This is a genomic window from Streptomyces taklimakanensis, assembly GCF_009709575.1.
Classification (GTDB): Bacteria; Actinomycetota; Actinomycetes; order Streptomycetales; family Streptomycetaceae; genus Streptomyces; species Streptomyces taklimakanensis.
The window spans coordinates 3,183,241-3,204,557 of sequence record NZ_WIXO01000001.1; the positions used below are offsets into that span (position 1 = coordinate 3,183,241).

Consider the following 21,317-nt stretch of genomic DNA (forward strand, 5'->3'; position numbering starts at 1 on the left):
GAGCGTTCCCCTCTGTTGCCTTATGAACGCTGTGCGGCGCTGACTCGGAATGCGGGTGTTGCCGCCTCTTCCCGGTCCTGGAGCCTCAGACGCTGCGCAGCTCGATGGTCGACGGCTCCTGGTCGGAGGTGAGGTCGTACTCGGAGAACTCCCAGGCCATGACCTTAGCGTCCTTCGGGACTCGGTAGACAAACAGCATCTCTTCCTTGAAGCCAGGTTGAAGTTGGTCGTTGCACTCGGGATTGCCCGCCACTTCGTATAGGTCGTCGATGGAGTCGTAGCGGCGGTCTTCTTCATCGAGCAGGTTGTTCACGATGGGCAGGCCGCACGTGAGGTCCATGCTGGCCTTGGTGTCGTTGAACACCACGGTCTCCAGGATCACGTATTTGGCGCCAGCGCCCGCCTTCTTCGCAACGCCAGCCATGGTGATCGACTCGGTCTCCCAGACTTTGTTGATCGTGACGACAGCACCACCGTTGCGGGCTTCCTCGCCGATCTTGAACCCGGCCGGTCGGCTCGGGGTGGGGGAAGTGGGCTCGACCGGTTCGGGGTCAGCGCGGGGGCGACTATCTTGCCAGATCGAGGGTGACGGATCAGCAGAGGCGTTGGGAGAACTGTTCTGGTCGTCCGTGATGGTGTAAACGAGCGCTGCGGAGGTCACAAGGAGCGCGCCGGCCAGGCAGAACGTCGCCATCTTCCACGGGTTCCTGGCGGTCTTGGGACCGCTGGGAGACTGTTCAGGGATTGGTGGGATCTGACCGCTCACAGAAGTCCTCTCGTGGATGGAAGGGGATCGTCAGGAACCTGCTGACCTGCATGACCGCAGAGGCAACGTGGATGCCCGCAGGCTGACCCCGAACCACTCGGGTGCACCAACGGCGCCGACGATAGCAATGGCGTCGGCGGAGAAGGTGCCGTTTGCGCAGGACCGCACTGGTCGGCAGACCCAGCCCCGTCTTCTGGGACTGGCCGGAAGCCCTGCTCTTCCGGCCCATCGGTGAAATGAATGTGAAACCAGGGCAGTGCGCTCACCCATCTGGCCTTTACCGTAGGACGAGTTGCCAGGCAGTGCGGGAGGACATGTGAGCAGCACGCCGACACACGCCGAGTCCCTCACCGAGGCCATCCAGGCCCTCGGTGGCACCTGGGACGCCGAGCGCGCTCTGACAGCCCTGTTCGGAGCGGGATATCGCCCCGCTGACGTGGCGGCCGGGGAAAAGCGGGCGCGCCAGGTGCTCCGAGACCTCGCTGACGCCGGGGTTGTCGTGAAGATCAGTGAGAGGCCCGTGGAGTACCGTCACGCGGTCAGCTGAACTGCTGCTGACAAGGGCAGCCGCGTCGCGTCCTGCTGGGGCACCACAGGATCGGGCGCGCGTGCCGCAGCAGGATTCGCCGCAAGGCAACCATGCCGGATGAGCGCACAGCCTCGTGGGACAGCGGCATGCCTCCGACAGGACGTCAGCTGTCCAGAAAGCGCTGGATTTCACCCAGCGGCAAGCGTGCTTCTTAAGCGGCGGCCTTGGCCTCGACCCGGGCCGGAGTGAGGGTGAACTCCTCCACCTCCGGTGTCGGATAGACGTTGGTTAAGTCGGTGATGAGGTGTCCTTTGACCCTCCACAGGATCATCTAGACGAGATCGATGTCGAGGTTCATCTCCGACAGCCACACCACGGTGTGGGTTGCCTGCTTGGGGAAGTCGGCGGCGATGATCACTTGCCGGGGCCGCTGGGGAGCAGCTCCGGACTCCACTTCCCGTCGACATGGTCGAGGAGGCGCTGCCTGCACGCGTCGAGGTCGAGAGCCTTCTCTCTGCGCGCCAGAAAGTCGCGGTGTGCCTGGGCCAGGGTGTCGAGACCGAAGCGGGACACCAGAGCGGCGTACGTAATCGACTGGAGGTGAACGTCTCGGTCGGCCATCCCCCGTTTCAGCTCGACCACTACGAGGCGGCCCGTGGCGTCCAGCCCCAGGATGTCCAGCCGGTCCCGCGCCGGAACCCCTTCCGTGTCGGCCCACCGGTCGAACTCTGCGGTGATCATCTGCACCGACTCGCCGACGATCTACGAGTTGTCGATCACCCACTTCTGAAGGTGCTGCCGTTTGAGTGGTCCTTCCGCAGCCAGCCCAGTGGGTGAGACCGGGGTTGTCGAACGATCCGCAACCGTGAAGAGATAATCCACTTCGCCCCTCGTCCGCCCGGCGGTGTCAGGCTGGGCGCTCCGAGCCTATGGCGCGGACGGCTCCCGGGGCAGCTCCATCGCACTTCGCTCCTGGAATCCCGCGCACACCTCAGGGACTGACTGGGAGCCGTCTCCCGCGCTCGGCTCCCAAATGGCTCCCAAGAGGACTCCGGAAACAGCTCAGGGACCCGATCCGCTGTGCGGATCAGGCCCCTGAGCTGGTGTTTCTCTGTCGGGGTGGCGGGATTTGAACCCACGACCTCTTCGTCCCGAACGAAGCGCGCTGCCAAGCTGCGCCACACCCCGTGGCAACGAGGAATACTCTAGCCCACGCTCGCGCTCAGGAGAAATCCGGTTTCCCGGGGCGGGGTGTGGCGGGTCAGGGACGCTCGATCAGGGTGAGGAGCGTGGCCTCCGGAGGGCAGGCGAAGCGGAACGGGGTGTATCGGTTGGCGCCGCAGCCCGCCGAGACGTGGAGGTAGGAGCGGTGGCCGTCCACTTCGTGGTGGGACAGGCCCCGGGCGCGGTCGGTGTCCAGGTCGCAGTTGGTGACCAGGGCGCCGCGGAAGGGGACGCGGAGTTGGCCACCGTGGGTGTGCCCGGCCAGGATCAGCGGATAGCGGTCGGCGGTGAAGGCGTCCAGAGCGCGCAGGTAGGGGGCGTGGACCACGGCGAGGGGGAGGTCGGCGTCGGTCTCGGGGCCGCCGGCCACCTCGTCGTAGCGGTCGCGCTTGATGTGCGGGTCGTCCAGCCCGGTGAGGGCGATCTCCTCGCCGCTGCTCAGCTTGATGCGCCCCCGGGCGTTGGACAGCCCCACCCAGCCGGCCGCGTCGAAGGCGTCGCGCATGCCCTCCCACGGGTTGTGGACGGCGCCGACGGCCGGTGGATTGCCGTTGAGACCGTGGCGTCCGGTGGCCTTCTCCACCAGGTAGCGGGCGGGGTTGCGCAGCTTCGGACCGTAGTAGTCGTTGGAGCCGAAGACGTACGCGCCGGGGAACTCCATCAGCGGGCCGAGGGCGTCCAGCAGCTCGGGGACGGCCTCCGGGTCGGAGAGGTTGTCCCCGGTGTTGACCACGAAGTCCGGGCGCAGCCCGGCCAGGGACTGGAGCCAGTGCCGCTTCCTGTTCTGGCCGCTGACCATGTGGATGTCGGACACCTGGAGCACGCGCAGCGACCGCGTTCCGCGCGGCAGTACGGGGACGGTGACGCGGCGGAGGCGGAACGAGCGGGGCTCGATCGCTCCCGCGTAGACGAGGCAGGCCGCGCCGACCGCCGTGACGCCGAGGGGGACCGTGAGGGAGAGCGGGTATCGCGCACGCATGGGGACATGGTCGCAGATGCGCGAAGTGGGCGCGGAAGGGCGAACGGGCGGGCGTCGGCGGTGGAATGAGGTGGGCGCCGGGGGGCACGTCCTGGCACACTTCCGGCATGACCACGCTCAAGACCCGGCTCCAGGACGACCTCACCGCGGCCATCAGGGCGCGCGACGAGCTGCGCTCCTCCACCCTCCGTCTCACGCTCACCGCGATCCAGAAGGAGGAGGTGGCGGGCGAGAGCGCCCGCGAGCTGTCCGACGGGGAGGTCGAGAAGATCATCGCCCGTGAGGCCAAGAAGCGGCGCGAGGCGGCGGACGCCTTCGCCAAGGGCGGACGGACCGAGCAGGCCGAGCGGGAGCGGGCCGAGGGTGAGGTGCTCGCCGAGTACCTGCCCAAGCAGCTCACCGACGAGGAGTTGGACGCGCTGGTGGCCGAGGCCGTGGCGGAGGCGAGGGCCGCCGGGGCCGAGGGGCCGAGGGCCATGGGCGCCGTGATGAAGCTCGTGAACCCGAAGGTCGCCGGACGGGCGGAGGGGGGCCGGGTGGCCGCCGCCGTCAAGAAGCGCCTGGCGGGCTGACGCTTCCCCGGGAGGTTCCGGGGAGACGAGGACAGGGAGAAACGGAGAAGGGGTGCCCGGCCGGTCCGTCGGTCGGGCACCCCTTCGGTGCTCGCTGTGCGGTGATGTCGATGCCCGGGGGTCCTCCGGGCTCGACGGTGGTTACCTGGGGCCCCAGCCGCCGTCCTGGCCCTGTGCCGTCCAGCCACTGTTGCCGTTGCCGTTGCCGCCGGGTCGGCCACCGTCGGTGGTTCCGGTCGTGCCGCCCGTGGTGCCCACGATCGTCCCGCCGAGAGTGCCACCGAGGGTGGTGCCGCCGCTGTCGCCGCCCATGGTGGTGGCTCCGTCGTCACCGCCGTCGTTCCCGCCGATGACACCGGGCGGGAGGGTGATGTCGGGGAGGGAGTCGCCCGGGCGCCGGTCGCCGGGCTTGCCGTCGTCCTCGCTGCCTTCCCGGTCCCCGTCGCGCTCCTTCTCGCCGTCGGTGTCGCCGCGCGGCACGTGGACGTCGTTGAAGGACTCGACGGGCTCGCCCTGCAGGGCGCCGGTCATCGCGGTCTTCCAGATGGGGCCGGGGAGGCAACCACCACAGACCTTCGCGTAGAAGGTGCCACCGATGGTGATGTCGTACATGCCGTCTCGCTCACCAACGTCGTCACCGACCCAGACGGCGGTGGAGAGGTTCGGTGTGTAGCCGACGAACCAGGCGTCCTTGCGGTCGTTGGTGGTACCGGTCTTGCCCGCGTTGTCGCGGTCCGACAGACCGGCCCGCTCGCCGGTGCCGTCCTCGACCACGCCCTTGAGCATCTCGTTGATGGAGTCCGCGGTGTGCGGGGACATGGCCCGCTTGCATGTGGTCCTGGGCACCGGGAGTTTGTCGCCGTTGGCGTCGGTGACCTTCTCGATCGCGACCGGGGAGCAGTAGACGCCGCGGTTGGCGAAGGTGGTGTAGGCGGCGGCCATGCTGAGGGGACTGATCTCCTCGCCGCCCAGGGTCACCGAGGCATTCGCTCCCAGGGGCTTGTTGTCACCGCGTTCGATGCCCATCTTCTCGGCCATGGTCAGGGTCTCGCACAGACCGGCCTTGCGCTCCAGCTCGGCGAAGTAGGTGTTGATGGACATCCCGAGCGCGCTGGTCATGTCCCAGGTGCCCTTCTCGGACTTCAACTCGTTCTGGACCGGCCAGTCGTCGTAACCGGAAGGCTTGCCCTCGCAGGTCTTGTAGTCCTCCTTGTCGAAGATCGCCTTCCAGTCGCTCTTGTAAGTGAAGGAGGGGCTGATGCCCTTCTCCAGCGCGGCGGCGGCGGTGATCGGTTTGAAGGTGGAACCGACCTGGAAGCCGTGGCTGCTGCCGCCCATGGCGTTGTCGACCGCGAGGTTGAGCAGGGTCTGGTTCTGGTTCTGGTCCAGGCCGTACGGACGGCTCTGGGCCATGGAGAGGATCTTCCCGGTGCCGGGCTCCACCTGGACGACGGAGGCGGCGACCGGGTCGTCCTCGTGGACCAGGCTGGTGGCGGCCTCGGCGGCGGCCTTCTGCGCCTTGGGGGAGAGGGTGGTGCGGATGGTCAGGCCGCCCCGCTTCCAGCGTTCCTTGCGTTCGTCCTCGGTCTTGCCGAAGACGGGGTCGGACAGGATGATCCTGCGGACGTAGTCGCAGAAGAAGCCGGCCTTGTCGACGGCGGTGATGCAGCCGCTCCGGGGCTTGCTGACCTTGAGGCCCAGCTCCTTCTCCTTGGCCGCCGCGACGTCCTCCTCCGAGGCGGCCCCCGTCTCGGCCATGCGGTTGAGCACGATGTTGCGGCGCTCGACGGCTCGGTCCGGGTAGTTGACCGGGTCGTAGTAGCTGGGGGACTGGACGAGGCCGGCGAGGAGGGCGGCCTCGTGGAGTTCGAGGTCGGCGGCGTTCTTGGAGAAGTAGCGTCGGGCGGCGGCCTCGATGCCGTAGGCCTGCTGTCCGAAGAAGGTGATGTTGAGGTAGTTCTCCAGGATCTGGTCCTTGGTCAGCTCCTCCTCGACCTTGATCGCGTACTTGAGCTCCTGGATCTTGCGACCGATGGTCTGCTGGACGGCCTCGGCGACCTTCTCCTGGTCGTCCCCGGCCTGTTCCACGAAGACGTTCTTGACGTACTGCTGGGTGAGGGTGGAGCCGCCCTGGGCCACCTCGCCCTCCTGCGCGTTCTTGTTGAGCGCGCGCAGCACGCTCTTGAGGTCGATCGCGCCGTGCTCGTAGAAGCGCGAGTCCTCGATGGCGACGAGCGCCTTTCGCATGACCGGGGCGATCTTCTCCAACGACACCACCGTGCGGTCGCGGTAGTAGTCGGTGGCGATCAGGTTGCCCTCGGAGTCGAGGATCTGGTTCTTCTGGCTCAGCGGGGGGCGCTTGAAGTCGATGGGTATCTCGTCGAAGCTCTCCACGGTGCCCTTGGCGGCCAGACCGATGCCGCCGGCCACGGGCAGGGCGATGCCCGCCAGCACCGCTCCCGCGAGGACGCTGACGCCGAGGAACTTGGCGGCCTGCTGTGACCCGGTCAGCCCGCCACCCGAGCGCTTGTTTGCCATGGGGGCACCCTACGTTCTCAATCGCCGGACAGGTGAGCGTGTGTTCGCCTACGCTGTAACACGTCTGACGCGGGTTAAGGGTTCCTTGTCAACTCCTAAGTCACTCCATCGGGTGTTGAGATGTGACCGGATTGCAACTGAACGTCAGAAATGTTCTGTCCCAACCATGCTGAAGCGGTACCGAAATAGCGCGATGTGTCCGAAGGGCTCCTTTTGTTCTTGGGTCACTCCGTTGGGTGATCTGCCGCGTACCCATAGTCCGTTCGGGCCATTCAAGATTGGGCCCGTCGGGGGTGTTGTGTCCCGCCTCACCTTCCGTAACGTCCTGCACTGGCAGCGGTGAATATGCCGCCTGCCGCCGTGGGGGAGCCTCGATTCGGGAGAGGACGGCGCCGGCATGAGCTGGGTTACAGACTGGAGTGCGCAGGCGGCCTGCCGCACTACCGATCCGGACGAACTGTTCGTACAAGGGGCGGCACAGAACCGCGCCAAGGCGGTCTGCACCGGTTGTCCGGTGCGCACGGAGTGCCTGGCCGACGCCCTGGACAACCGCGTGGAGTTCGGTGTCTGGGGCGGGATGACCGAGCGGGAACGGAGGGCGCTGCTGCGCCGTCGCCCGACGGTCACCTCCTGGCGCCGGCTTTTGGAGACCGCGCGCACCGAGTACGAGCGCAGCGCGGGCCTGGTGCCCGTGGAAGTGCCCGTGGAGGTGGACACGCGCGAGTACGACGCACAGCGGTACAGCGACAACTACGCCGCGGCGGGCTGATCCGGGCCCCGCCACGTCCGTCCGTGTCACCCCTCCCCGCCGGCGCGGGGCGGAGAGCCGGAACGGTTCGCCACGGCACCCGGGCGGGCCCGGCGACCGGCCCGTGAAGCGGCGGCGGCGTCGAACGCCGTGGTCCGCCGTGGTCCGCCGTGGTCCGCCGTGCCTGCGGACGTGCGGCCTCGGCGCGGGCGTGTCCGATCGAGCCGGCACTTCGGTGCCGGCGGGCCCGCGCGGTGCGGTTCAGGCCGACTCGGCGCCGGGCCGTGCCGCGAGCCGCTCGCCGATCGCCCGCAGCCCCTCCAGATCGTGGACGTCGCCGGGCAGCGCGGCGACCTCCACCACCGGCACCTCGGGGTGCAGCGCGGCGAAGCGCTCACGCGTGCGCCGCTCGCGCGAGATCACGTGCATCCGCTCCACGTGCAGCCGCAGCATCCCGGCGGCCAGCCGTTCGGCCGTGGCGGGAGCGGCGGGGGAGCCGTCTCGGGATGCTCTGTTCCCGGCGTTCCCGGCGTTCTCGGCGTTCCCGGCGTTCTCGGGGCCCTCGGGATCCTCGGAGGCTTCGGGCGGTGCTTCGGGAGAGCCGTCGGCGGGGGAGCCGGCGTCGGGAGAAGTCCGCCCTTCATCACCCTTCCCGGTGTGATGATCCACAATGCCGTCGTCCTCGAGATTCTCCGCGGCGGCCAGCGCCCGCTCGGCACCCAGGTGCGCCGCCTCGCTGCCGTGCACCCGGTTCAGGACCAGTCCGGCCAGCGGCATCCGGTCCGCGGCCAGCCGCTCGACGAAGTACGCCGCCTCCCGCAGCGCGTCCCGTTCCGGTGCCGCGACCACCAGGAACGCCGTTCCCGGGGCCTGGAGCAGCCGGTACGTGGCGTCGGCCCGGGCGCGGAAGCCGCCGAACATCGTGTCCATCGCGGTCACGAACGTCTGCATGTCGCGCAGCAGTCCCCTGCCCAGCAGCTTGTCGAGCAGGCCGGTGAAGACCGACAGCCCGGACACGCCCAGGTTCATGAACTTCAGCCCCGCCCGGCCGCCGACCTTCGCCGGAGCCGTCAGCACCCGGATGAACCGTCCGTCCAGGAAAGACCCCAGGCGCCCCGGAGCGTCCAGGAAGTCCAGGGCGGAACGGCTGGGCGGGGTGTCGACGACGATGAGGTCCCACTCGTCCTCGGCGCGGAGCTGGCCCAGCTTCTCCATCGCCATGTACTCCTGCGTCCCCGCGAAACCGGCCGACAGCGACTGGTAGAAGGGGTTCTCCAGGATGGCGCGGGCCCGTTCGGGGTCGGCGTGGGCCTCGACGATCTCGTCGAAGGTCCGCTTCATGTCGAGCATCATCGCGTGCAGTTCACCACCCGCCGAGTCGTCCACGCCCGCCACCCGGCGGGGAGTGTTGTCCAACTCGGTCAGGCCCATCGACTGCGCCAGCCGGCGGGCCGGGTCGATGGTGAGGACCACGACCCTCCGGCCGCGCTCGGCCGCCCGTATGCCCAAGGCCGCGGCCGTCGTCGTCTTGCCGACGCCGCCCGCGCCGCAACAGACCACGATCCGGGTGCCGGGGTCGTCGAGCAGCGCGTCGACGTCCAACTCCGGTTCGGGCGTCGCCGCGGACGCCGTCGTACGTGCCGTCACCTCGACACCCCCTGGTCGTGCAGTTCACCCGCGAGCAGATAGGCACCGGGCAGGTCGGCGCCCTCGGCCAGCAGTTCCAGTTCGTGCACGGGCAGTCCGAGCCCCGCTATCTCGGCGCGCAGGTCGTCCTCCAGCGCCAATCGCTCGGCGTGCTCACGGGCCTGCCGCAGCAGCGGACCGACCAGCTGCTCGGCCTTCCCGCCGCGCCGCGCGCCGCCCAGGCCCGCGCGGGAGAGCGCCTTGGCGATCTCGCTGCGGGACTCCTCGGCGGCCCGCACCGACGCGTGGTCCAGCACCGCCGGGCGCGTCATGTTGACGAACACCCGCCCCACCGGCAGTCCGGCGGCGCGCAGCTCGCAGACCCCGTCGACGGTCTCCTGGACGGGCATCTCCTCCAGCAGGGTCACCAGGTGGACGGCCGTCTCGGACGACTTGAGCACCCGCATCACGGCCTGGGCCTGGTTGTGGATCGGGCCGACCCGGGCCAGCCCGGCCACCTGGTCGTTGACACCGAGGAAGCGGGTTATCCGGCCGGTGGGCGGCGCGTCCATGACCACCGAGTCGTAGACGAAACCGCCGTCACGGGCACGGCGCCGCACCGCCTCGCAGACCTTGCCGGTGAGCAGCACGTCGCGCACGCCGGGGGCGATGGTGGTGGCGAAATCGATGGCGCCGATCCTCTTCAGGGCCCGTCCCGCGCCGCCGAGTTTGTAGAACATCTGCAGGTAGTCCAGCAGGGCCTTCTCCGCGTCGATGGCCAGGGCGTACACCTCGCCGCCGCCCGGACCGACCGCGATTCTGCGCTCCTCGTAGGGCAGGGCCTCCGTCTCGAAGAGTTGGGCGATGCCCTGCCGGCCCTCGACCTCCACCAGGAGGGTGCGTCGTCCTTCCCGGGCGAGGGCCAGCGCGAGTGCGGCGGCGACCGTCGTCTTCCCGGTCCCGCCCTTGCCGGTCACCACATGCAGCCTGCTCACCCTTCGGAGCCTAACCAGCGGGCCGGCGGAGTACGCGTGCGGATGGGCCATGGAGGTGCGCCGACGGTGTCGCCGGGGCGTGGACGACGGGCCGGACGCCGGGCGGCGGGGGATGGTGGGGGGCGGCAGGAAGGAGGGGCTAAGGTCGGGCCCATGACGAAGTGGGAATACGCGACCGTACCGCTGCTCGTGCACGCGACCAAGCAGATCCTGGACACCTGGGGCGAGGACGGCTGGGAACTGGTCCAGGTCGTTCCGGGCCCGAACCCCGAGCAGCTCGTGGCGTACCTGAAGCGGGAGAAGCAGTGAGCGGCGAGGCGGCCGCGGGCGCCTCCGACCGCTCCGGCGGTTCCGTCCGGGCAAGGCTGGAGGAGCTGGGGCTGAGCCTGCCCGAGGTGGCCGCCCCGTTGGCCTCCTACGTCCCGGCGGTGCGCTCCGGCCCCTACGTCTACACGGCCGGGCAGCTTCCGCTGGTGGACGGCGAGCTGCCGGTGACGGGCAAGGTCGGCGCCGAGGTGACGGCGGAGGAGGCCAGGGAACTGGCCGGCATCTGCGCGCTGAACGCCCTGGCCGCCGTGGAGTCGGTCATCGGCGACCTGGACCGGATCGCCCGGGTCGTCAAGGTGGTCGGTTTCGTCGCCTCCGCGCCGGACTTCACCGGCCAGCCCGGTGTGATCAACGGCGCCAGTGAGCTGCTGGGCGAGGTGCTGGGCGACAAGGGCGTGCACGCCCGCAGCGCGGTGGGCGCCGCGGTGCTGCCGATCGACGCGCCGGTCGAGGTCGAGATCCAGGTCGAGGTGGTGGACTGAGGCACCGGAACGGCACGGCGTCGGGCCGGGCGGGCGCGGTGTTCGAGGGGCACACTCGAACATCGCAGCTCGCGGCCGTACGATCCGGCCATGCCGTCAACGCCGACGCCCCCGTCCCGACCCGTCCCCCCACAGCCGCCGGGGTCCTCGCAGCCCCCGCCGGAATCGTCACCGGCCGAGCGGCGCGACGGGCAGTGGTACCCGCCCGAGTGGCCCGAGCGCATCCGTGCCCTGGCCGAGGGGCGGCTCACACCCGTGGTGCCGCGCCGGGCGGCCACCGTGCTGTTGCTGCGCGACACCGAGCGGGGGCCGGCCGTCCACATGCTGCGTCGCCGCGCCTCCATGGCCTTCGCCGCCGGCGCGTACGCCTATCCGGGCGGCGCGGTCGATCCGCGGGACGAGAGCGATCGACACGCCGTCGCGTGGGCCGGACCACCGCGCGAGGAGTGGGCGCGACGGCTCGGAGTGGACGAGGCGGGCGCGCAGGCGGTGGTGTGCGCCGCCGTGCGCGAGACCTTCGAGGAGGCGGGCGTCCTGCTGGCCGGGCCGGACCCGGAGACGGTCGTCGCCGACACCACCGGCGAGGACTGGGAGGCGGACCGGGCGGCCCTGGTCGCCCGTGAGGTGTCCTTCGCGGACTTCCTCACCCGCCGCGGACTGGTGCTCCGCAGCGACCTGCTGGGCGCCTGGGCGCGCTGGATCACCCCCGAGTTCGAGGCGCGCCGCTACGACACCTGGTTCTTCGTGGCCGCCCTGCCGAAGGGACAGCGCACCCGCAACGCCTCCACCGAGGCGGACCGCACGGTGTGGACACGGCCGGCCGACGCGGCCGCCGCCTACGACCGCGGCGAGCTGACGATGATGCCCCCGACGATCGCCACCCTGCGGCAACTCCTGCCGTACCCCGACGCGGCCACGGCGCTGGCCGCCGCCGACGGACGGGACCTGACGCCCGTACTGGCCCGCGCGCGGCTGGAGGACGACGGGGCCGGCGGGCAGCGGGTGGTGCTGAGCTGGCCGGGGCACGAGGAGTTCACCAAACACGTGCCCGCGGGCGGGCACCCGGGGGGAGGCGCGTCGTGACCGACGCGGCGGCACTTCCCGGACAGCCGCGCGGCGGCGTGATCGACGGCACCGGCACCGCGCGGGCGGTGTGCGTGCTGGCCCCGAACGCCTCGCCGATGACGCTGGACGGCACCAACACCTGGATCGTCGCCGAGCCCGACTCGCCCCTGGCGGTCGTGATCGACCCCGGTCCGCTGGACGAGGGGCACCTGCGCCACGTGATCGACGTCGTCGAGCGGGCGGGGCGACGGCCGGCGCTGACACTGCTGACCCACGGCCATCCCGACCACGCCGAGGGCGCCGCCCGCTTCGCGGAGCTGACGGGCACCTCCGTCCGCGCGCTGGACCCGGCGCTGCGGCTGGGGGACGAGGGGCTGTCGGCCGGGGACGTGATCACCACCGGCGGGCTGGAGCTGCGGGTGGTACCGACCCCGGGACACACGGCGGACTCGCTCAGCTTCCACCTGCCCGCCGACGCCGCGGTGCTCACCGGCGACACCGTCCTGGGACGCGGCACGACGGTGGTGGCGCATCCCGACGGCCGGCTGGGCGAGTACCTGGACTCGTTGCGGAGGCTGCGCTCCCTGGCGGTGGACGACGGCGTGCACACGGTGCTGCCGGGACACGGCCCGGTGCTGGACGACGCCCAGGGCGCGATCGAGTACTACCTGGCGCACCGTGCCAAGCGGCTGGCGCAGGTGGAGACGGCCGTCGAGAACGGACACCGGACGGCGTCCCGGGTCGTGGCACACGTCTACGCGGACGTGGACCGTTCACTGTGGCCGGCGGCCGAGCTGTCGGTGCGGGCGCAACTGGAGTACCTGGAAGAGCGCGGTCTGATGTGAGACGGGACCGGCACCGGGGCCGCCGGCCCGGGGGCGGCCCGGTACCGGACCGTGCCCCGGGAGGGGACGGGCTCAGCGCGAGCGCTTCGCCAGCCGCTCCACGTCCAGGAGGATCACCGCTCGGGCCTCCAGCCGCAGCCAGCCACGGCTGGCGAAGTCGGCCAGGGCCTTGTTGACCGTCTCGCGGGAGGCGCCGACGAGCTGGGCCAGCTCCTCCTGGGTGAGGTCGTGCACCACGTGGATGCCCTCCTCCGACTGCACGCCGAAGCGGCGCGACAGGTCGAGCAGCGCCTTGGCGACGCGGCCGGGGACGTCGGAGAAGACCAGGTCGGACATGGAGTCGTTGGTGCGGCGCAGCCGTCGGGCGACAGCGCGCAGCAGCGCGGTGGCGACCTCGGGGCGGGCGTTGAGCCAGGGCTGGAGATCGCCGTGGCCCAGGCCGAGCAGCTTGACCTCGGTCAACGCGGTGGCCGTGGCGGTGCGGGGGCCCGGGTCGAAGAGGGAGAGCTCGCCGATCAGCTCGCCGGGGCCGAGGACGGCCAGCATGTTCTCGCGGCCGTCGGGGGAGGTGCGGTGGAGCTTGACCTTGCCCTCGATGACGACGTAGAGCCGGTCGCCGGGGTCGCCCTCGTGGAACAGGGCCTCACCCCGGGCGAGCGTCGCCTCCGTCATGGAGGCGCGCAGTTCGGCAGCCTGCTCGTCGTCAAGCGCCGCGAAGAGCGGGGCGCGCCGCAGAACGTCGTCCACGAGTTCTCTCCTTGTCCACCTGCCCACGGGTCTGTCGCCCCCATGATGCCGGACGGTAAAACAGTGCGATCAATCACAAGTTTGACGCACCCGGCCTCGAAGCGTGCGTCAGGGGGCCGATTGGGCCCCGAATCGGTGGTGGGCGGGGCGGATGTCGGCCCGTCCCCGTACGCTGGCCGGGTGGCCAACACGCCGGTGAGGCCGGACGGAAGGGGACGTACGGGTGACGGTTTCCCGCAGCTCATCCCGTGATTCCGCTGAAGGCGAACAGAAGTCCGCCGAGCGGGTGACGGAGGCGGAGCCCGAGGGGGCGGCGACGGTCGGGACCGGGCCCGCCGGTGCGGGAGGGAGGAAGCGGAAGAGGAAGACGGAGACACGGCTGGGCATGGTCCGCCGGGCGCGGCGCATCAACCGCGAACTGGCGGAGGTGTACTACTACGCGCACCCGGAACTGGACTTCGAGAACTCCTTCCAGCTCCTGGTCGCCACCGTCCTGTCGGCCCAGACGACCGACCTGCGGGTCAACCAGACCACTCCCGCCCTCTTCGCCGCCTACCCCACCCCCGAGGACATGGCCGCCGCCGATCCGGAGCGGCTGGAGGAACTGATCCGGCCCACCGGCTTCTTCCGCAACAAGGCCAGGTCGCTGCTCGGGCTCTCCGCCGCCCTGCGCGACCGTTTCGGCGGCGAGGTTCCGGACAACCTCGAGGACATGGTCTCCCTGCCCGGTGTCGGCCGTAAAACGGCCCACGTCGTCCTCGGCAACGCCTTCGGCAGGCCCGGCCTGACCGTGGACACCCACTTCGGGCGGCTGGTGCGCCGCTGGAAGCTCACCGAGCACACCGACCCGGAGAAGGTCGAGGCCGAGATCGCCGAGATTATCCCCAAGAACGAGTGGACGATGTTCTCGCACCGGGTGATCTTCCACGGCCGCCGCATCTGCCACTCCCGCAAGCCCGCCTGCGGCGCCTGCCCGATCACACACCTGTGCCCCTCGTACGGGGAGGGCGAGACGGACCCCGAGAAGGCGAGGAAGCTGCTGAAGTACGAGATGGGGGGCGCGCCCGGCCAGCGGCTCAAGCCCCCGGCGGACTACCCCGGACGGCCCGCGCCGCCGCTGGGCGCGGACCGGGGCTGAGGTGTGAGGTGCGCATGAAGGAGGCACCCGAGGCCCACGCGGGCTCCGTCCGACCGGGGTCCCACCCCGTCACCGTTACCGACCGGGGGCTGCCGCACTGGCTCCGCCCGGTGGCCGACGCCGCGTCGACGATGCGGCCGCACCAGCTCAGCCGTTTCCTCCCGCCCCGGGACGGGGGGCGGGAGTCGGCCGTGCTGGTCCTCTTCGGGGAGTCGGGGACGCGGGGCGGAGCGGAAGACGCGGGGGGAGACGGTGCCGACGGGATCGGTGGGCGCGGCGGTGCCCCCGAGCTTCTGCTGATGGAACGGGCGTCCAGCCTGCGCTCGCACGCCGGCCAGCCGTCCTTCCCCGGGGGCGCCCTCGACCCGGAGGACGGCGATCCGGGGAGCGACGGTCCGCTGCGGGCGGCCCTGCGGGAGGCCGAGGAGGAGACCGGGCTCGACCCGTCCGGGGTGCAGGTCTTCGGGCGGCTGCCGCGGGTCTACATCCCGGTGAGCGACTTCGTCGTCACGCCCGTCCTGGGCTGGTGGCGGGAGCCGAGCCCGGTGGCGCCGGTGGACCCGGCCGAGACGGCCCGGGTCTTCACCGTGCCCGTGGCCGACCTCGTCGACCCGGCGAACCGCGCCACCGTGGTGCACCCCAGCGGGTTCCGCGGTCCGTGCTTCCTCGTCGGGGACACGCTGGTGTGGGGTTTCACCGCGGGGATCATCGACCGCGTCCTGCACTACGCCGGGTGGGAGCGGCCGTGGGACACGGATCGACGCGTGCCCCTGGACTGGAGCGCATGAGACGGTGGGCGACGTGAACGTGCTGGACGTACTGCTGCTGCTCGCCACCGTGTGGTTCGCGGTCATCGGCTACCGCCAGGGATTCGTGGTGGGCGTGCTGTCGGTGGCCGGCTTCCTCGGGGGCGGACTCGTCGCGGTCCACCTGCTGCCGGTCGTCTGGAAGGAGTTCGCCGACGGGGCGTCGCCCGGGACGGTCGGCGCGGTCGCGGCGGTGGTCGCGGTGATCGTGTGCGCCTCGGTCGGCCAGGCGGTCACCACCCATCTGGGCAACCGGCTGCGGCGCCACATCACCTGGTCCCCGGCGCGGGCCCTGGACGCCACCGGCGGTGCGCTGGTGAACGTCGTGGCCATGTTGCTGGTGGCCTGGCTGATCGGCACGTTGCTGGCCGCCACGTCCGTGCCCGTCGTCGCCCGGGAGGTGCGCGGGTCCACGGTGCTCCAGGGGATCTCCAGAACGCTGCCGGACGGTGCCGACACCTGGTTCAGGGACTTCACCTCGATGCTCGCGCGCAACGGGTTCCCGCAGGTCTTCTCGCCGTTCGCCAACGAACCGATCACCTCCGTCGAGCCGCCGGACCCGGAACTGGTGAACAGCCCGGCCGTGGCCCGGGCCAAGCGGTCCATCGTCAAGGTGGTGGGCACCGCACCCGGCTGTGGCAAGGTGTTGGAGGGCACCGGTTTCGTCTTCGCCGACGACCGCGTGATGACCAACGCACACGTCGTCGGCGGAGTCGACGAGCCGACGGTGCAGATCGGCGGCGAGGGCAGGCTCCACGATGCCACGGTCGTCCTCTACGACTGGGAACGCGACATCGCCGTGCTCGACGTCCCGTCACTCGACGCGCCCGCGTTGGAGTTCGTGGAGGACGACGCGGAGACCGGTGACGACGCGATCGTCGCGGGTTTCCCGGAGAACGGCGCGTTCGACGTCCGTTCCGCGCGTGTGCGCGGCCGCATCCAGGCCACCGGCCCGGACATCTACCACCGCGGCACCGTCCGTCGGGACGTCTACTCGCTGCACGCCCTGGTCAGGCAGGGCAACTCCGGTGGGCCGCTGCTCACGCCGGACGGCAGGGTGTACGGCGTCATCTTCGCCAAGTCCCTGGAGGACGAGAACACCGGTTACGCGCTCACGGGCGACGAGGTGCGCCAGGACGTCCTGCGGGGGCGTACCGCCCAGGGGGCGGTGGACAGTCAGGGCTGCGCGATGTGACACCGGTGGCGCGGCGTCGCGGCATCGCGCCACCGGTCGAGTCCGGACCGAACGGTGATGTGGGCCGTTTCCCGGCGGAGACGGTGGTGCGCTGTGGCGTCGTGGTGCGGGTACGCGCGGCCTCAGCCGCGCGTATGCCTCAACCGTGCGCCGACCCAGCGGGCCCGGCGGCGCAGGATGTGGGGAATGCCGAGTTGGGGATCGCGGAGGTCGTGGGAACCTCGGTGCTCCCGCGGGGCGTGAGGGGGTGAACCCTGCGCGCCGTTCTGTTCCCGGATATCGCGTGACACGTCACGGTAGTCGTGCGTCCAGCCCATACTCCGGACTTTGCCCCCCGCCCAAGGTCGGTAATCGCCGAATGGTCCGTCAATTGGCCTATGCGGGCGTCACGTGCGCATATCGTCGGCCTGTTTCGGGAGCCGGGCGCCGTCCCCGTCGCCCCCTCTTCCTCCGTCCCCCTTCCCCGGGCCCCCGAATCCCACGCCGTCCCGATTCGTGTGCCGCCCGCCCCTCCGACCCCCGGGCCCGCTCGGCGCCTTCCGGCGGCCCGTCGCCGGTGCTCCCGCGGTCAGCGGTCCGGCTCGGGGTCCTTGAGCCAGTCGACCAGCTCCTTGGAGAACGTCTCGGGGTCCTCCTCGTGCGGGAAGTGGCCGAGTCCGTCGAAGAGGCGCCACCGGTAGGGCGCTTCCACGTACTCGCCCGAGCCGGCCGCGCTGCGGGTGCGCATCACCGGATCGAGGGAACCGTGCAGGTGGAGGGTGGGGACGCGAACCGGACGCTTCATACGGCGGTTGAACTGGAAACCGTCCAGCCGAGCCAGCGAACGGACCATCCAGCGGTACGGCTCGATCGAGCAGTGCGCGGTGGAGGGGATGCACATCGCCCGCCGGTAGACCCCGATCGCCTCGTCGTCCGGTGTGCGGGGCCCGGACCACTCGCGCACCAACCGACCGACCAGCTCCCCGTCGTCCGCGAGTAGACGCCGCTCCGGAACCCAGGGGCTCTGGAGGCCCCAGACGTACGAGCCGGCCGCGGTCTGCCGCAGGTCGCCCAACATCGCCGCGCGCCAGCGGCGCGGGTGGGGCATCGAGACGACGGCCAGGCGCCGGACCAGTTTGGGGCGCATCACCGCCGCCGTCCACGCCAGGTAGCCGCCCAGGTCGTGTCCGACGAGTGCCGCGTCCGGCTCCCCCAGGGAGCGGATCACACCGGTGACGTCGAGCGCGAGGTTCGCCGGGTCGTAGCCCCGGGGGGTGCGGTCGCTGCCGCCGACGCCCCGCAGGTCCATCGCGACCGCGCGGAAGCCCGCCTCGGCGAGGGCCGGCAACTGGTGACGCCAGGTCCACCAGAACTGCGGGAACCCGTGCAGCAGCATCACCAGTGGGCCGTCCCCCATCTCCACGATGTGGAAGCGCGCGCCGTTGGCGGCGACGTCCCGGTGGGTCCAGGGGCCGGCCATCCGGACGACCGAGGAGGGAGGGCCGGGAGGGGTCGCGTCCGTCATGCCTGTCATGCCCGTCATGCGGAAGAGCTTGACATGGGTTCCACGGCGGTGGGTTCCGTCCGCTTCACCGAGGAGCTCCTCGGGTGGGGCTTGACGCCGGAGAGCACGGCCGCCGACTGCTTGGCCGAGGCGATCGAGCGGCGCGGCGGCTCGATCCTGGAGAGCTTGACCTTGGCCAACAGCAGGAGCACGAACGCGACCAGCAGGTGGACGGCCCCCACGATGGTGAACGACCAGGCCAGGCCGAGCCCCAGGTTGTGGATGCCGTAGGCCGCGGCGAAACTGAGCACCGGCAACGAGAAGAGCACCAGCACACCCGCCGCGATGGCGGCGCCGCTCCCGATCACACCGCGCTTGACGTCCTGTCGCAGCTCGGCCTTGGCCAGCGCGATCTCCTCGTGGACCAGTGCGGACAGCTCGGTGGTGGCCGAGGCGACCAACTGGCCGATGCTGCGGCCGTCGTCGGTTGGACTCATCGCTTGCTTCCTCTCGTCGCGGCTGCCGATGAGTCTGCATCATGCCGGACCGGGGGCCCCGACGTCGCACGCGGTCACGGCGAGCCGTCCGCCGCGCGCCCGGGGCCGGTCGGGGCGCCTCGGAACCGACCGGGGTCCGCGTCGGGCGAACGCACGACGGGGGCGTCCGGCCGTCGTCGGTGCGATGGCCGGACGCCCCCGCGTCCACCGTGTCCGTCCGCTCCCCGTCCACCCGCCGGACGGGGGCCGGAGCGGCGCGGTTCAGTCCTCGCTGGAGGCGGCCCCCGGCAGCTTGGTCTGGATCAGTTCCATCACCGTGGAGTCGGTGAGGGTGGTGACGTCGCCCAGGGCCCGGTTCTCGGCGACATCGCGCAGCAGCCGCCGCATGATCTTGCCGGAGCGGGTCTTGGGCAGTTCGTCGACCGGCAGGATGCGCTTGGGCTTGGCGATCGGACCGAGGTGCTGGGCGACGTGGGCGCGCAGCTCCTCGACCAGGCCCTCCTCCTCGGCCGCGGTGCCGCGCAGGATCACGAAGGCGCAGATGGCCTGGGTGGTCTGCGGGTCGGCGGCGCCGACGACCGCCGCCTCGGCGACCTTCGGGTGCGAGACGAGCGCGGACTCCACCTCGGTGGTGGAGATGTTGTGACCGGAGACCAACATCACGTCGTCCACCCGGCCCAGCAGCCAGATGTCGCCGTCCTCGTCCTTCTTGGCGCCGTCGCCCGCGAAGTAGCGGTTCTCGAAGCGCGACCAGTAGGTGTCCAGGTAGCGCTGGTCGTCGCCCCAGACCGTCCGCAGCATCGACGGCCACGGCTCGGTCAGGACCAGGTAGCCGCCGGAGCCGTTGGGCACCTCGCCCGCGTCGTCGTCCACGACGGTGGCCGCGATGCCGGGCAGCGGCACCTGGGCCGAGCCGGGCTTGGCCTCGGTGACGCCCGGCAGCGGGCTGATCATGATGGCGCCGGTCTCCGTCTGCCACCAGGTGTCCACGACCGGGGTGCGGTCGCCACCGATGGTGTGGCGGTACCAGACCCACGCCTCGGGGTTGATCGGCTCACCCACCGAACCCAGCACGCGCAGCGAGGACAGGTCGAACTTCGCCGGGATGTCGTCGCCCCACTTCATGCAGGTGCGGATGGCGGTCGGGGCGGTGTAGAGGAGCGTGACCTTGTACTTCTCGACGATCTCCCACCAGCGGCCCTTGTGGGGGGTGTCGGGGGTGCCCTCGTACATCACCTGGGTGGCGCCGTTGGCCAGCGGGCCGTAGACGATGTACGAGTGGCCGGTGACCCAACCGACGTCGGCCGTGCACCAGTAGACGTCCGTCTCCGGCTTGAGGTCGAAGACGGCGTGGTGGGTGTAGGCCACCTGGGTGAGGTAGCCGCCGGAGGTGTGCAGGATGCCCTTGGGCTTACCCGTGGTGCCGGAGGTGTAGAGGATGAAGAGCGGGTGCTCGGCCTCGAACGCCTGCGGGGTGTGCTGCTCGGACTGGCGGTCCACCAGGTCGTGCCACCACACGTCGCGCCCCTCGGTCCAGGCCGTCTCCTCGCCGGTGCGGCGCACGACCAGGACGCTGCGGACGTTCTCGGTGCCGGGGCGCGTCAGGGCCTCGTCCACGGCGGGCTTGAGCGCGCTGGGCTTGCCGCGCCGGTAGCCGCCGTCGGAGGTGATGACGACCCGGGCGTCGGCGTCCTGGATGCGGGTGGCCAGCGCGTCGGCGGAGAAGCCGCCGAAGACGAGCGAGTGCGGAGCGCCGATGCGGGCGCAGGCCAGCATCGCCACGACCGTCTCGGGGATCATCGGCATGTAGATGGCGACCCGGTCGCCGGTCCGCACGCCCAGCTCGACGAGGGCGTTGGCGGCCTTGGAGACCTCGCGCTGGAGATCCGCGTAGGTGATCGCTCGGGCGTCGCCGGGCTCGCCCTCGAAGTGGATGGCGACCCGGTCGCCGAGGCCCGCCTCGACGTGGCGGTCGACGCAGTTGTAGGCGACGTTGAGCCGGCCGTCCTTGAACCACTTGGCGAAGGGCGGGTTGGACCAGTCCAGCGTCTCGGTCGGTTCGGTCTCCCAACTCAGTCGGCGGGCCTGCTCGGCCCAGAAGCCCAGCCGGTCCGCTTTCGCCCTGTCGTACGCCTCCGCCGTGACGTTGGCGTTCGCCGCCAGCTCGGCGGGAGGTGCGAACCTCCGTTCCTCCTTGAGCAGGTTGGCCAGGCTCTCGTTGCTCACGACATCTCCCTTTCCCAGGGTGTCTGCTGTGTCCCGCGTCATAGCAGACCAGCCCCGATGGCCTCTGACAAGACTTGTCTGCCAAGTGGTGTAGACCTTTTGCGACCAGGGGTCGGCGCACGTGGTCGAGCGGTCGACGAGCGGTCGGAAGGCGCACTTCCGAGCCTTTCCCGTGCGCCCTCGACCACTCCTGACCGGCGGCGCCCGGCCACTCGGGCGGCCGGTGCGTCGGGTCTCACGGAGACTCCCGGGGAAACGGGCCGAGGGGGCGGGTCGGCTGTCGTCATCGGGGCGGCGTCGGGCGGACGAGCAGGAACGCGGGTGGACGCGGGCGCCCGCGCTCCGGAGAATCGGTTGCTCTCCGCATTGGCTCCACTACGGTGAGTTTTGGTAAAGGAATCGCAATATCGCTTAAAGGATCAAGGGGGAGGGGCGGGGCAATCGGGCTCACTCTTCACGCCTGGGGGTGAATAAGGGGCGGGAACCGCTCGCTTCGCTTGCGCCTCTCACAGAGCGTGTGAGGTTGGTC

General features: G+C 70.8%; 21 protein-coding genes and 1 tRNA gene. 10 read left to right on the top strand and 12 right to left on the bottom strand.

Annotation, left to right across the window (positions count from 1 at the left end):
- Window positions 1–85: 85 nt before the first annotated feature.
- Window positions 86–694: a DUF4352 domain-containing protein gene (locus F0L17_RS13920; RefSeq protein ID WP_155071318.1), complete on the bottom strand. Its 609-nt coding sequence runs from the start codon at window positions 692–694 to the stop codon at window positions 86–88.
- Between the two features lie 388 nt (window positions 695–1,082).
- On the opposite strand from F0L17_RS13920, the gene F0L17_RS13925 reads away from it, so the two are divergent.
- Window positions 1,083–1,313: a hypothetical protein gene (locus F0L17_RS13925; protein WP_162466186.1), complete on the top strand. Its 231-nt coding sequence runs from the start codon at window positions 1,083–1,085 to the stop codon at window positions 1,311–1,313.
- A gap of 396 nt (window positions 1,314–1,709) precedes the next feature.
- Here F0L17_RS13925 and F0L17_RS27575 read toward each other — a convergent pair whose 3' ends face one another.
- From F0L17_RS27575 to F0L17_RS13940, 3 genes are all read right to left on the bottom strand, one after another.
- A complete protein-coding gene (locus tag F0L17_RS27575) occupies window positions 1,710–2,042 on the bottom strand; it encodes a hypothetical protein (protein WP_238419372.1) in 333 nt (110 codons plus the stop codon).
- Between the two features lie 367 nt (window positions 2,043–2,409).
- Window positions 2,410–2,483 (bottom strand) — tRNA-Pro (locus tag F0L17_RS13935).
- A gap of 73 nt (window positions 2,484–2,556) precedes the next feature.
- Complete coding sequence (locus F0L17_RS13940; protein WP_155071320.1) at window positions 2,557–3,498, bottom strand: metallophosphoesterase; 942 nt, start codon at window positions 3,496–3,498, stop codon at window positions 2,557–2,559.
- Window positions 3,499–3,605: 107 nt separating this feature from the next.
- On the opposite strand from F0L17_RS13940, the gene F0L17_RS13945 reads away from it, so the two are divergent.
- Complete coding sequence (locus tag F0L17_RS13945) at window positions 3,606–4,070, top strand: GatB/YqeY domain-containing protein (protein WP_155071321.1); 465 nt, start codon at window positions 3,606–3,608, stop codon at window positions 4,068–4,070.
- 141 nt (window positions 4,071–4,211) lie between these two features.
- Here F0L17_RS13945 and F0L17_RS13950 read toward each other — a convergent pair whose 3' ends face one another.
- Window positions 4,212–6,608, bottom strand: coding sequence for a transglycosylase domain-containing protein (locus tag F0L17_RS13950; RefSeq protein ID WP_155071322.1), 2,397 nt, complete (start codon window positions 6,606–6,608; stop codon window positions 4,212–4,214).
- A 397-nt stretch (window positions 6,609–7,005) separates the two neighbouring features.
- On the opposite strand from F0L17_RS13950, the gene F0L17_RS13960 reads away from it, so the two are divergent.
- The gene (locus F0L17_RS13960) at window positions 7,006–7,377 is read left to right on the top strand and encodes a WhiB family transcriptional regulator (RefSeq protein WP_155071323.1); all 372 of its coding nucleotides are present in this window, start codon (window positions 7,006–7,008) and stop codon (window positions 7,375–7,377) included.
- A 240-nt stretch (window positions 7,378–7,617) separates the two neighbouring features.
- Here F0L17_RS13960 and bagB read toward each other — a convergent pair whose 3' ends face one another.
- Together bagB and bagA are read right to left on the bottom strand one after the other, a co-directional pair.
- Complete coding sequence (gene bagB, locus F0L17_RS13965) at window positions 7,618–9,003, bottom strand: ATPase BagB (protein ID WP_338018082.1); 1,386 nt, start codon at window positions 9,001–9,003, stop codon at window positions 7,618–7,620.
- On the bottom strand, window positions 9,000–9,977 hold the full coding sequence (bagA, locus tag F0L17_RS13970) for an ATPase BagA (RefSeq protein WP_162466187.1): 978 nt from the start codon (window positions 9,975–9,977) through the stop codon (window positions 9,000–9,002). Before bagA ends, bagB begins: the two co-directional genes overlap by 4 nt.
- 153 nt (window positions 9,978–10,130) lie before the next feature.
- Between bagA and F0L17_RS13975 the strand changes: the two genes are divergently transcribed.
- The 4 genes from F0L17_RS13975 (at window position 10,131) to F0L17_RS13990 (ending at window position 12,696) form a co-directional block, all read left to right on the top strand.
- On the top strand, window positions 10,131–10,286 hold the full coding sequence (locus F0L17_RS13975) for a Sp36 family protein (RefSeq protein WP_100202903.1): 156 nt from the start codon (window positions 10,131–10,133) through the stop codon (window positions 10,284–10,286).
- Window positions 10,283–10,786 carry an Atu1372/SO_1960 family protein gene (locus F0L17_RS13980; protein WP_162466188.1) on the top strand — a complete coding sequence of 168 codons (504 nt, stop codon included), beginning with the start codon at window positions 10,283–10,285 and terminating at the stop codon, window positions 10,784–10,786. Before F0L17_RS13975 ends, F0L17_RS13980 begins: the two co-directional genes overlap by 4 nt.
- Window positions 10,787–10,876: 90 nt before the next feature.
- Window positions 10,877–11,869 carry an NUDIX hydrolase gene (locus F0L17_RS13985; protein ID WP_238419373.1) on the top strand — a complete coding sequence of 331 codons (993 nt, stop codon included), beginning with the start codon at window positions 10,877–10,879 and terminating at the stop codon, window positions 11,867–11,869.
- The gene (locus F0L17_RS13990) at window positions 11,866–12,696 is read left to right on the top strand and encodes an MBL fold metallo-hydrolase (protein ID WP_162466189.1); all 831 of its coding nucleotides are present in this window, start codon (window positions 11,866–11,868) and stop codon (window positions 12,694–12,696) included. Before F0L17_RS13985 ends, F0L17_RS13990 begins: the two co-directional genes overlap by 4 nt.
- 72 nt (window positions 12,697–12,768) lie before the next feature.
- Here F0L17_RS13990 and F0L17_RS13995 read toward each other — a convergent pair whose 3' ends face one another.
- A complete protein-coding gene (locus F0L17_RS13995) occupies window positions 12,769–13,443 on the bottom strand; it encodes a cyclic nucleotide-binding domain-containing protein (RefSeq protein ID WP_162466190.1) in 675 nt (224 codons plus the stop codon).
- Window positions 13,444–13,729: 286 nt separating this feature from the next.
- Between F0L17_RS13995 and nth the strand changes: the two genes are divergently transcribed.
- The 3 genes from nth to F0L17_RS14010 are packed head-to-tail and all read left to right on the top strand — an operon-like array spanning window position 13,730 to window position 16,582.
- Entirely contained in the window at window positions 13,730–14,581 is an 852-nt protein-coding gene (gene nth, locus F0L17_RS14000) for an endonuclease III (RefSeq protein ID WP_338018083.1), read from the top strand.
- Window positions 14,582–14,595: 14 nt separating this feature from the next.
- Window positions 14,596–15,369 carry an NUDIX hydrolase gene (locus F0L17_RS14005; RefSeq protein WP_155071325.1) on the top strand — a complete coding sequence of 258 codons (774 nt, stop codon included), beginning with the start codon at window positions 14,596–14,598 and terminating at the stop codon, window positions 15,367–15,369.
- A 13-nt stretch (window positions 15,370–15,382) separates the two neighbouring features.
- Entirely contained in the window at window positions 15,383–16,582 is a 1,200-nt protein-coding gene (locus tag F0L17_RS14010; RefSeq protein WP_162466820.1) for a MarP family serine protease, read from the top strand.
- 122 nt (window positions 16,583–16,704) lie between these two features.
- On the opposite strand, the gene F0L17_RS27580 is transcribed toward F0L17_RS14010, so the two are convergent.
- The 4 genes from F0L17_RS27580 to acs all read right to left on the bottom strand — a co-directional run bounded on the left by F0L17_RS27580 (window position 16,705) and on the right by acs (window position 20,788).
- A complete protein-coding gene (locus tag F0L17_RS27580) occupies window positions 16,705–16,899 on the bottom strand; it encodes a hypothetical protein (RefSeq protein WP_238419374.1) in 195 nt (64 codons plus the stop codon).
- A gap of 251 nt (window positions 16,900–17,150) precedes the next feature.
- Window positions 17,151–18,086 (bottom strand): alpha/beta fold hydrolase, encoded by a 936-nt coding sequence (locus F0L17_RS14015; RefSeq protein WP_155073631.1) that lies wholly within the window; start codon window positions 18,084–18,086, stop codon window positions 17,151–17,153.
- Between the two features lie 14 nt (window positions 18,087–18,100).
- On the bottom strand, window positions 18,101–18,562 hold the full coding sequence (locus F0L17_RS14020) for a phage holin family protein (RefSeq protein ID WP_155071326.1): 462 nt from the start codon (window positions 18,560–18,562) through the stop codon (window positions 18,101–18,103).
- 261 nt (window positions 18,563–18,823) lie between these two features.
- A complete protein-coding gene (acs, locus tag F0L17_RS14025) occupies window positions 18,824–20,788 on the bottom strand; it encodes an acetate--CoA ligase (RefSeq protein ID WP_162466191.1) in 1,965 nt (654 codons plus the stop codon).
- Between the last annotated feature and the right edge of the window lie 529 nt (window positions 20,789–21,317).

What these genes read in the sequence shown, in the direction of transcription:
- F0L17_RS13920 (WP_155071318.1), bottom strand. Translation starts at nt 694, where the DNA reads ATGGCGACGTTCTGCCTGGCCGGCGCGCTCCTTGTGACCTCCGCAGCG.
- F0L17_RS13940 (WP_155071320.1), bottom strand. Translation starts at nt 3,498, where the DNA reads ATGCGTGCGCGATACCCGCTCTCCCTCACGGTCCCCCTCGGCGTCACG.
- F0L17_RS13945 (WP_155071321.1), top strand. Translation starts at nt 3,606, where the DNA reads ATGACCACGCTCAAGACCCGGCTCCAGGACGACCTCACCGCGGCCATC.
- F0L17_RS13950 (WP_155071322.1), bottom strand. Translation starts at nt 6,608, where the DNA reads ATGGCAAACAAGCGCTCGGGTGGCGGGCTGACCGGGTCACAGCAGGCC.
- F0L17_RS13960 (WP_155071323.1), top strand. Translation starts at nt 7,006, where the DNA reads ATGAGCTGGGTTACAGACTGGAGTGCGCAGGCGGCCTGCCGCACTACC.
- F0L17_RS13975 (WP_100202903.1), top strand. Translation starts at nt 10,131, where the DNA reads ATGACGAAGTGGGAATACGCGACCGTACCGCTGCTCGTGCACGCGACC.
- F0L17_RS13985 (WP_238419373.1), top strand. Translation starts at nt 10,877, where the DNA reads ATGCCGTCAACGCCGACGCCCCCGTCCCGACCCGTCCCCCCACAGCCG.
- F0L17_RS14005 (WP_155071325.1), top strand. Translation starts at nt 14,596, where the DNA reads ATGAAGGAGGCACCCGAGGCCCACGCGGGCTCCGTCCGACCGGGGTCC.
- F0L17_RS27580 (WP_238419374.1), bottom strand. Translation starts at nt 16,899, where the DNA reads ATGGGCTGGACGCACGACTACCGTGACGTGTCACGCGATATCCGGGAA.
- F0L17_RS14015 (WP_155073631.1), bottom strand. Translation starts at nt 18,086, where the DNA reads ATGACGGACGCGACCCCTCCCGGCCCTCCCTCCTCGGTCGTCCGGATG.
- F0L17_RS14020 (WP_155071326.1), bottom strand. Translation starts at nt 18,562, where the DNA reads ATGAGTCCAACCGACGACGGCCGCAGCATCGGCCAGTTGGTCGCCTCG.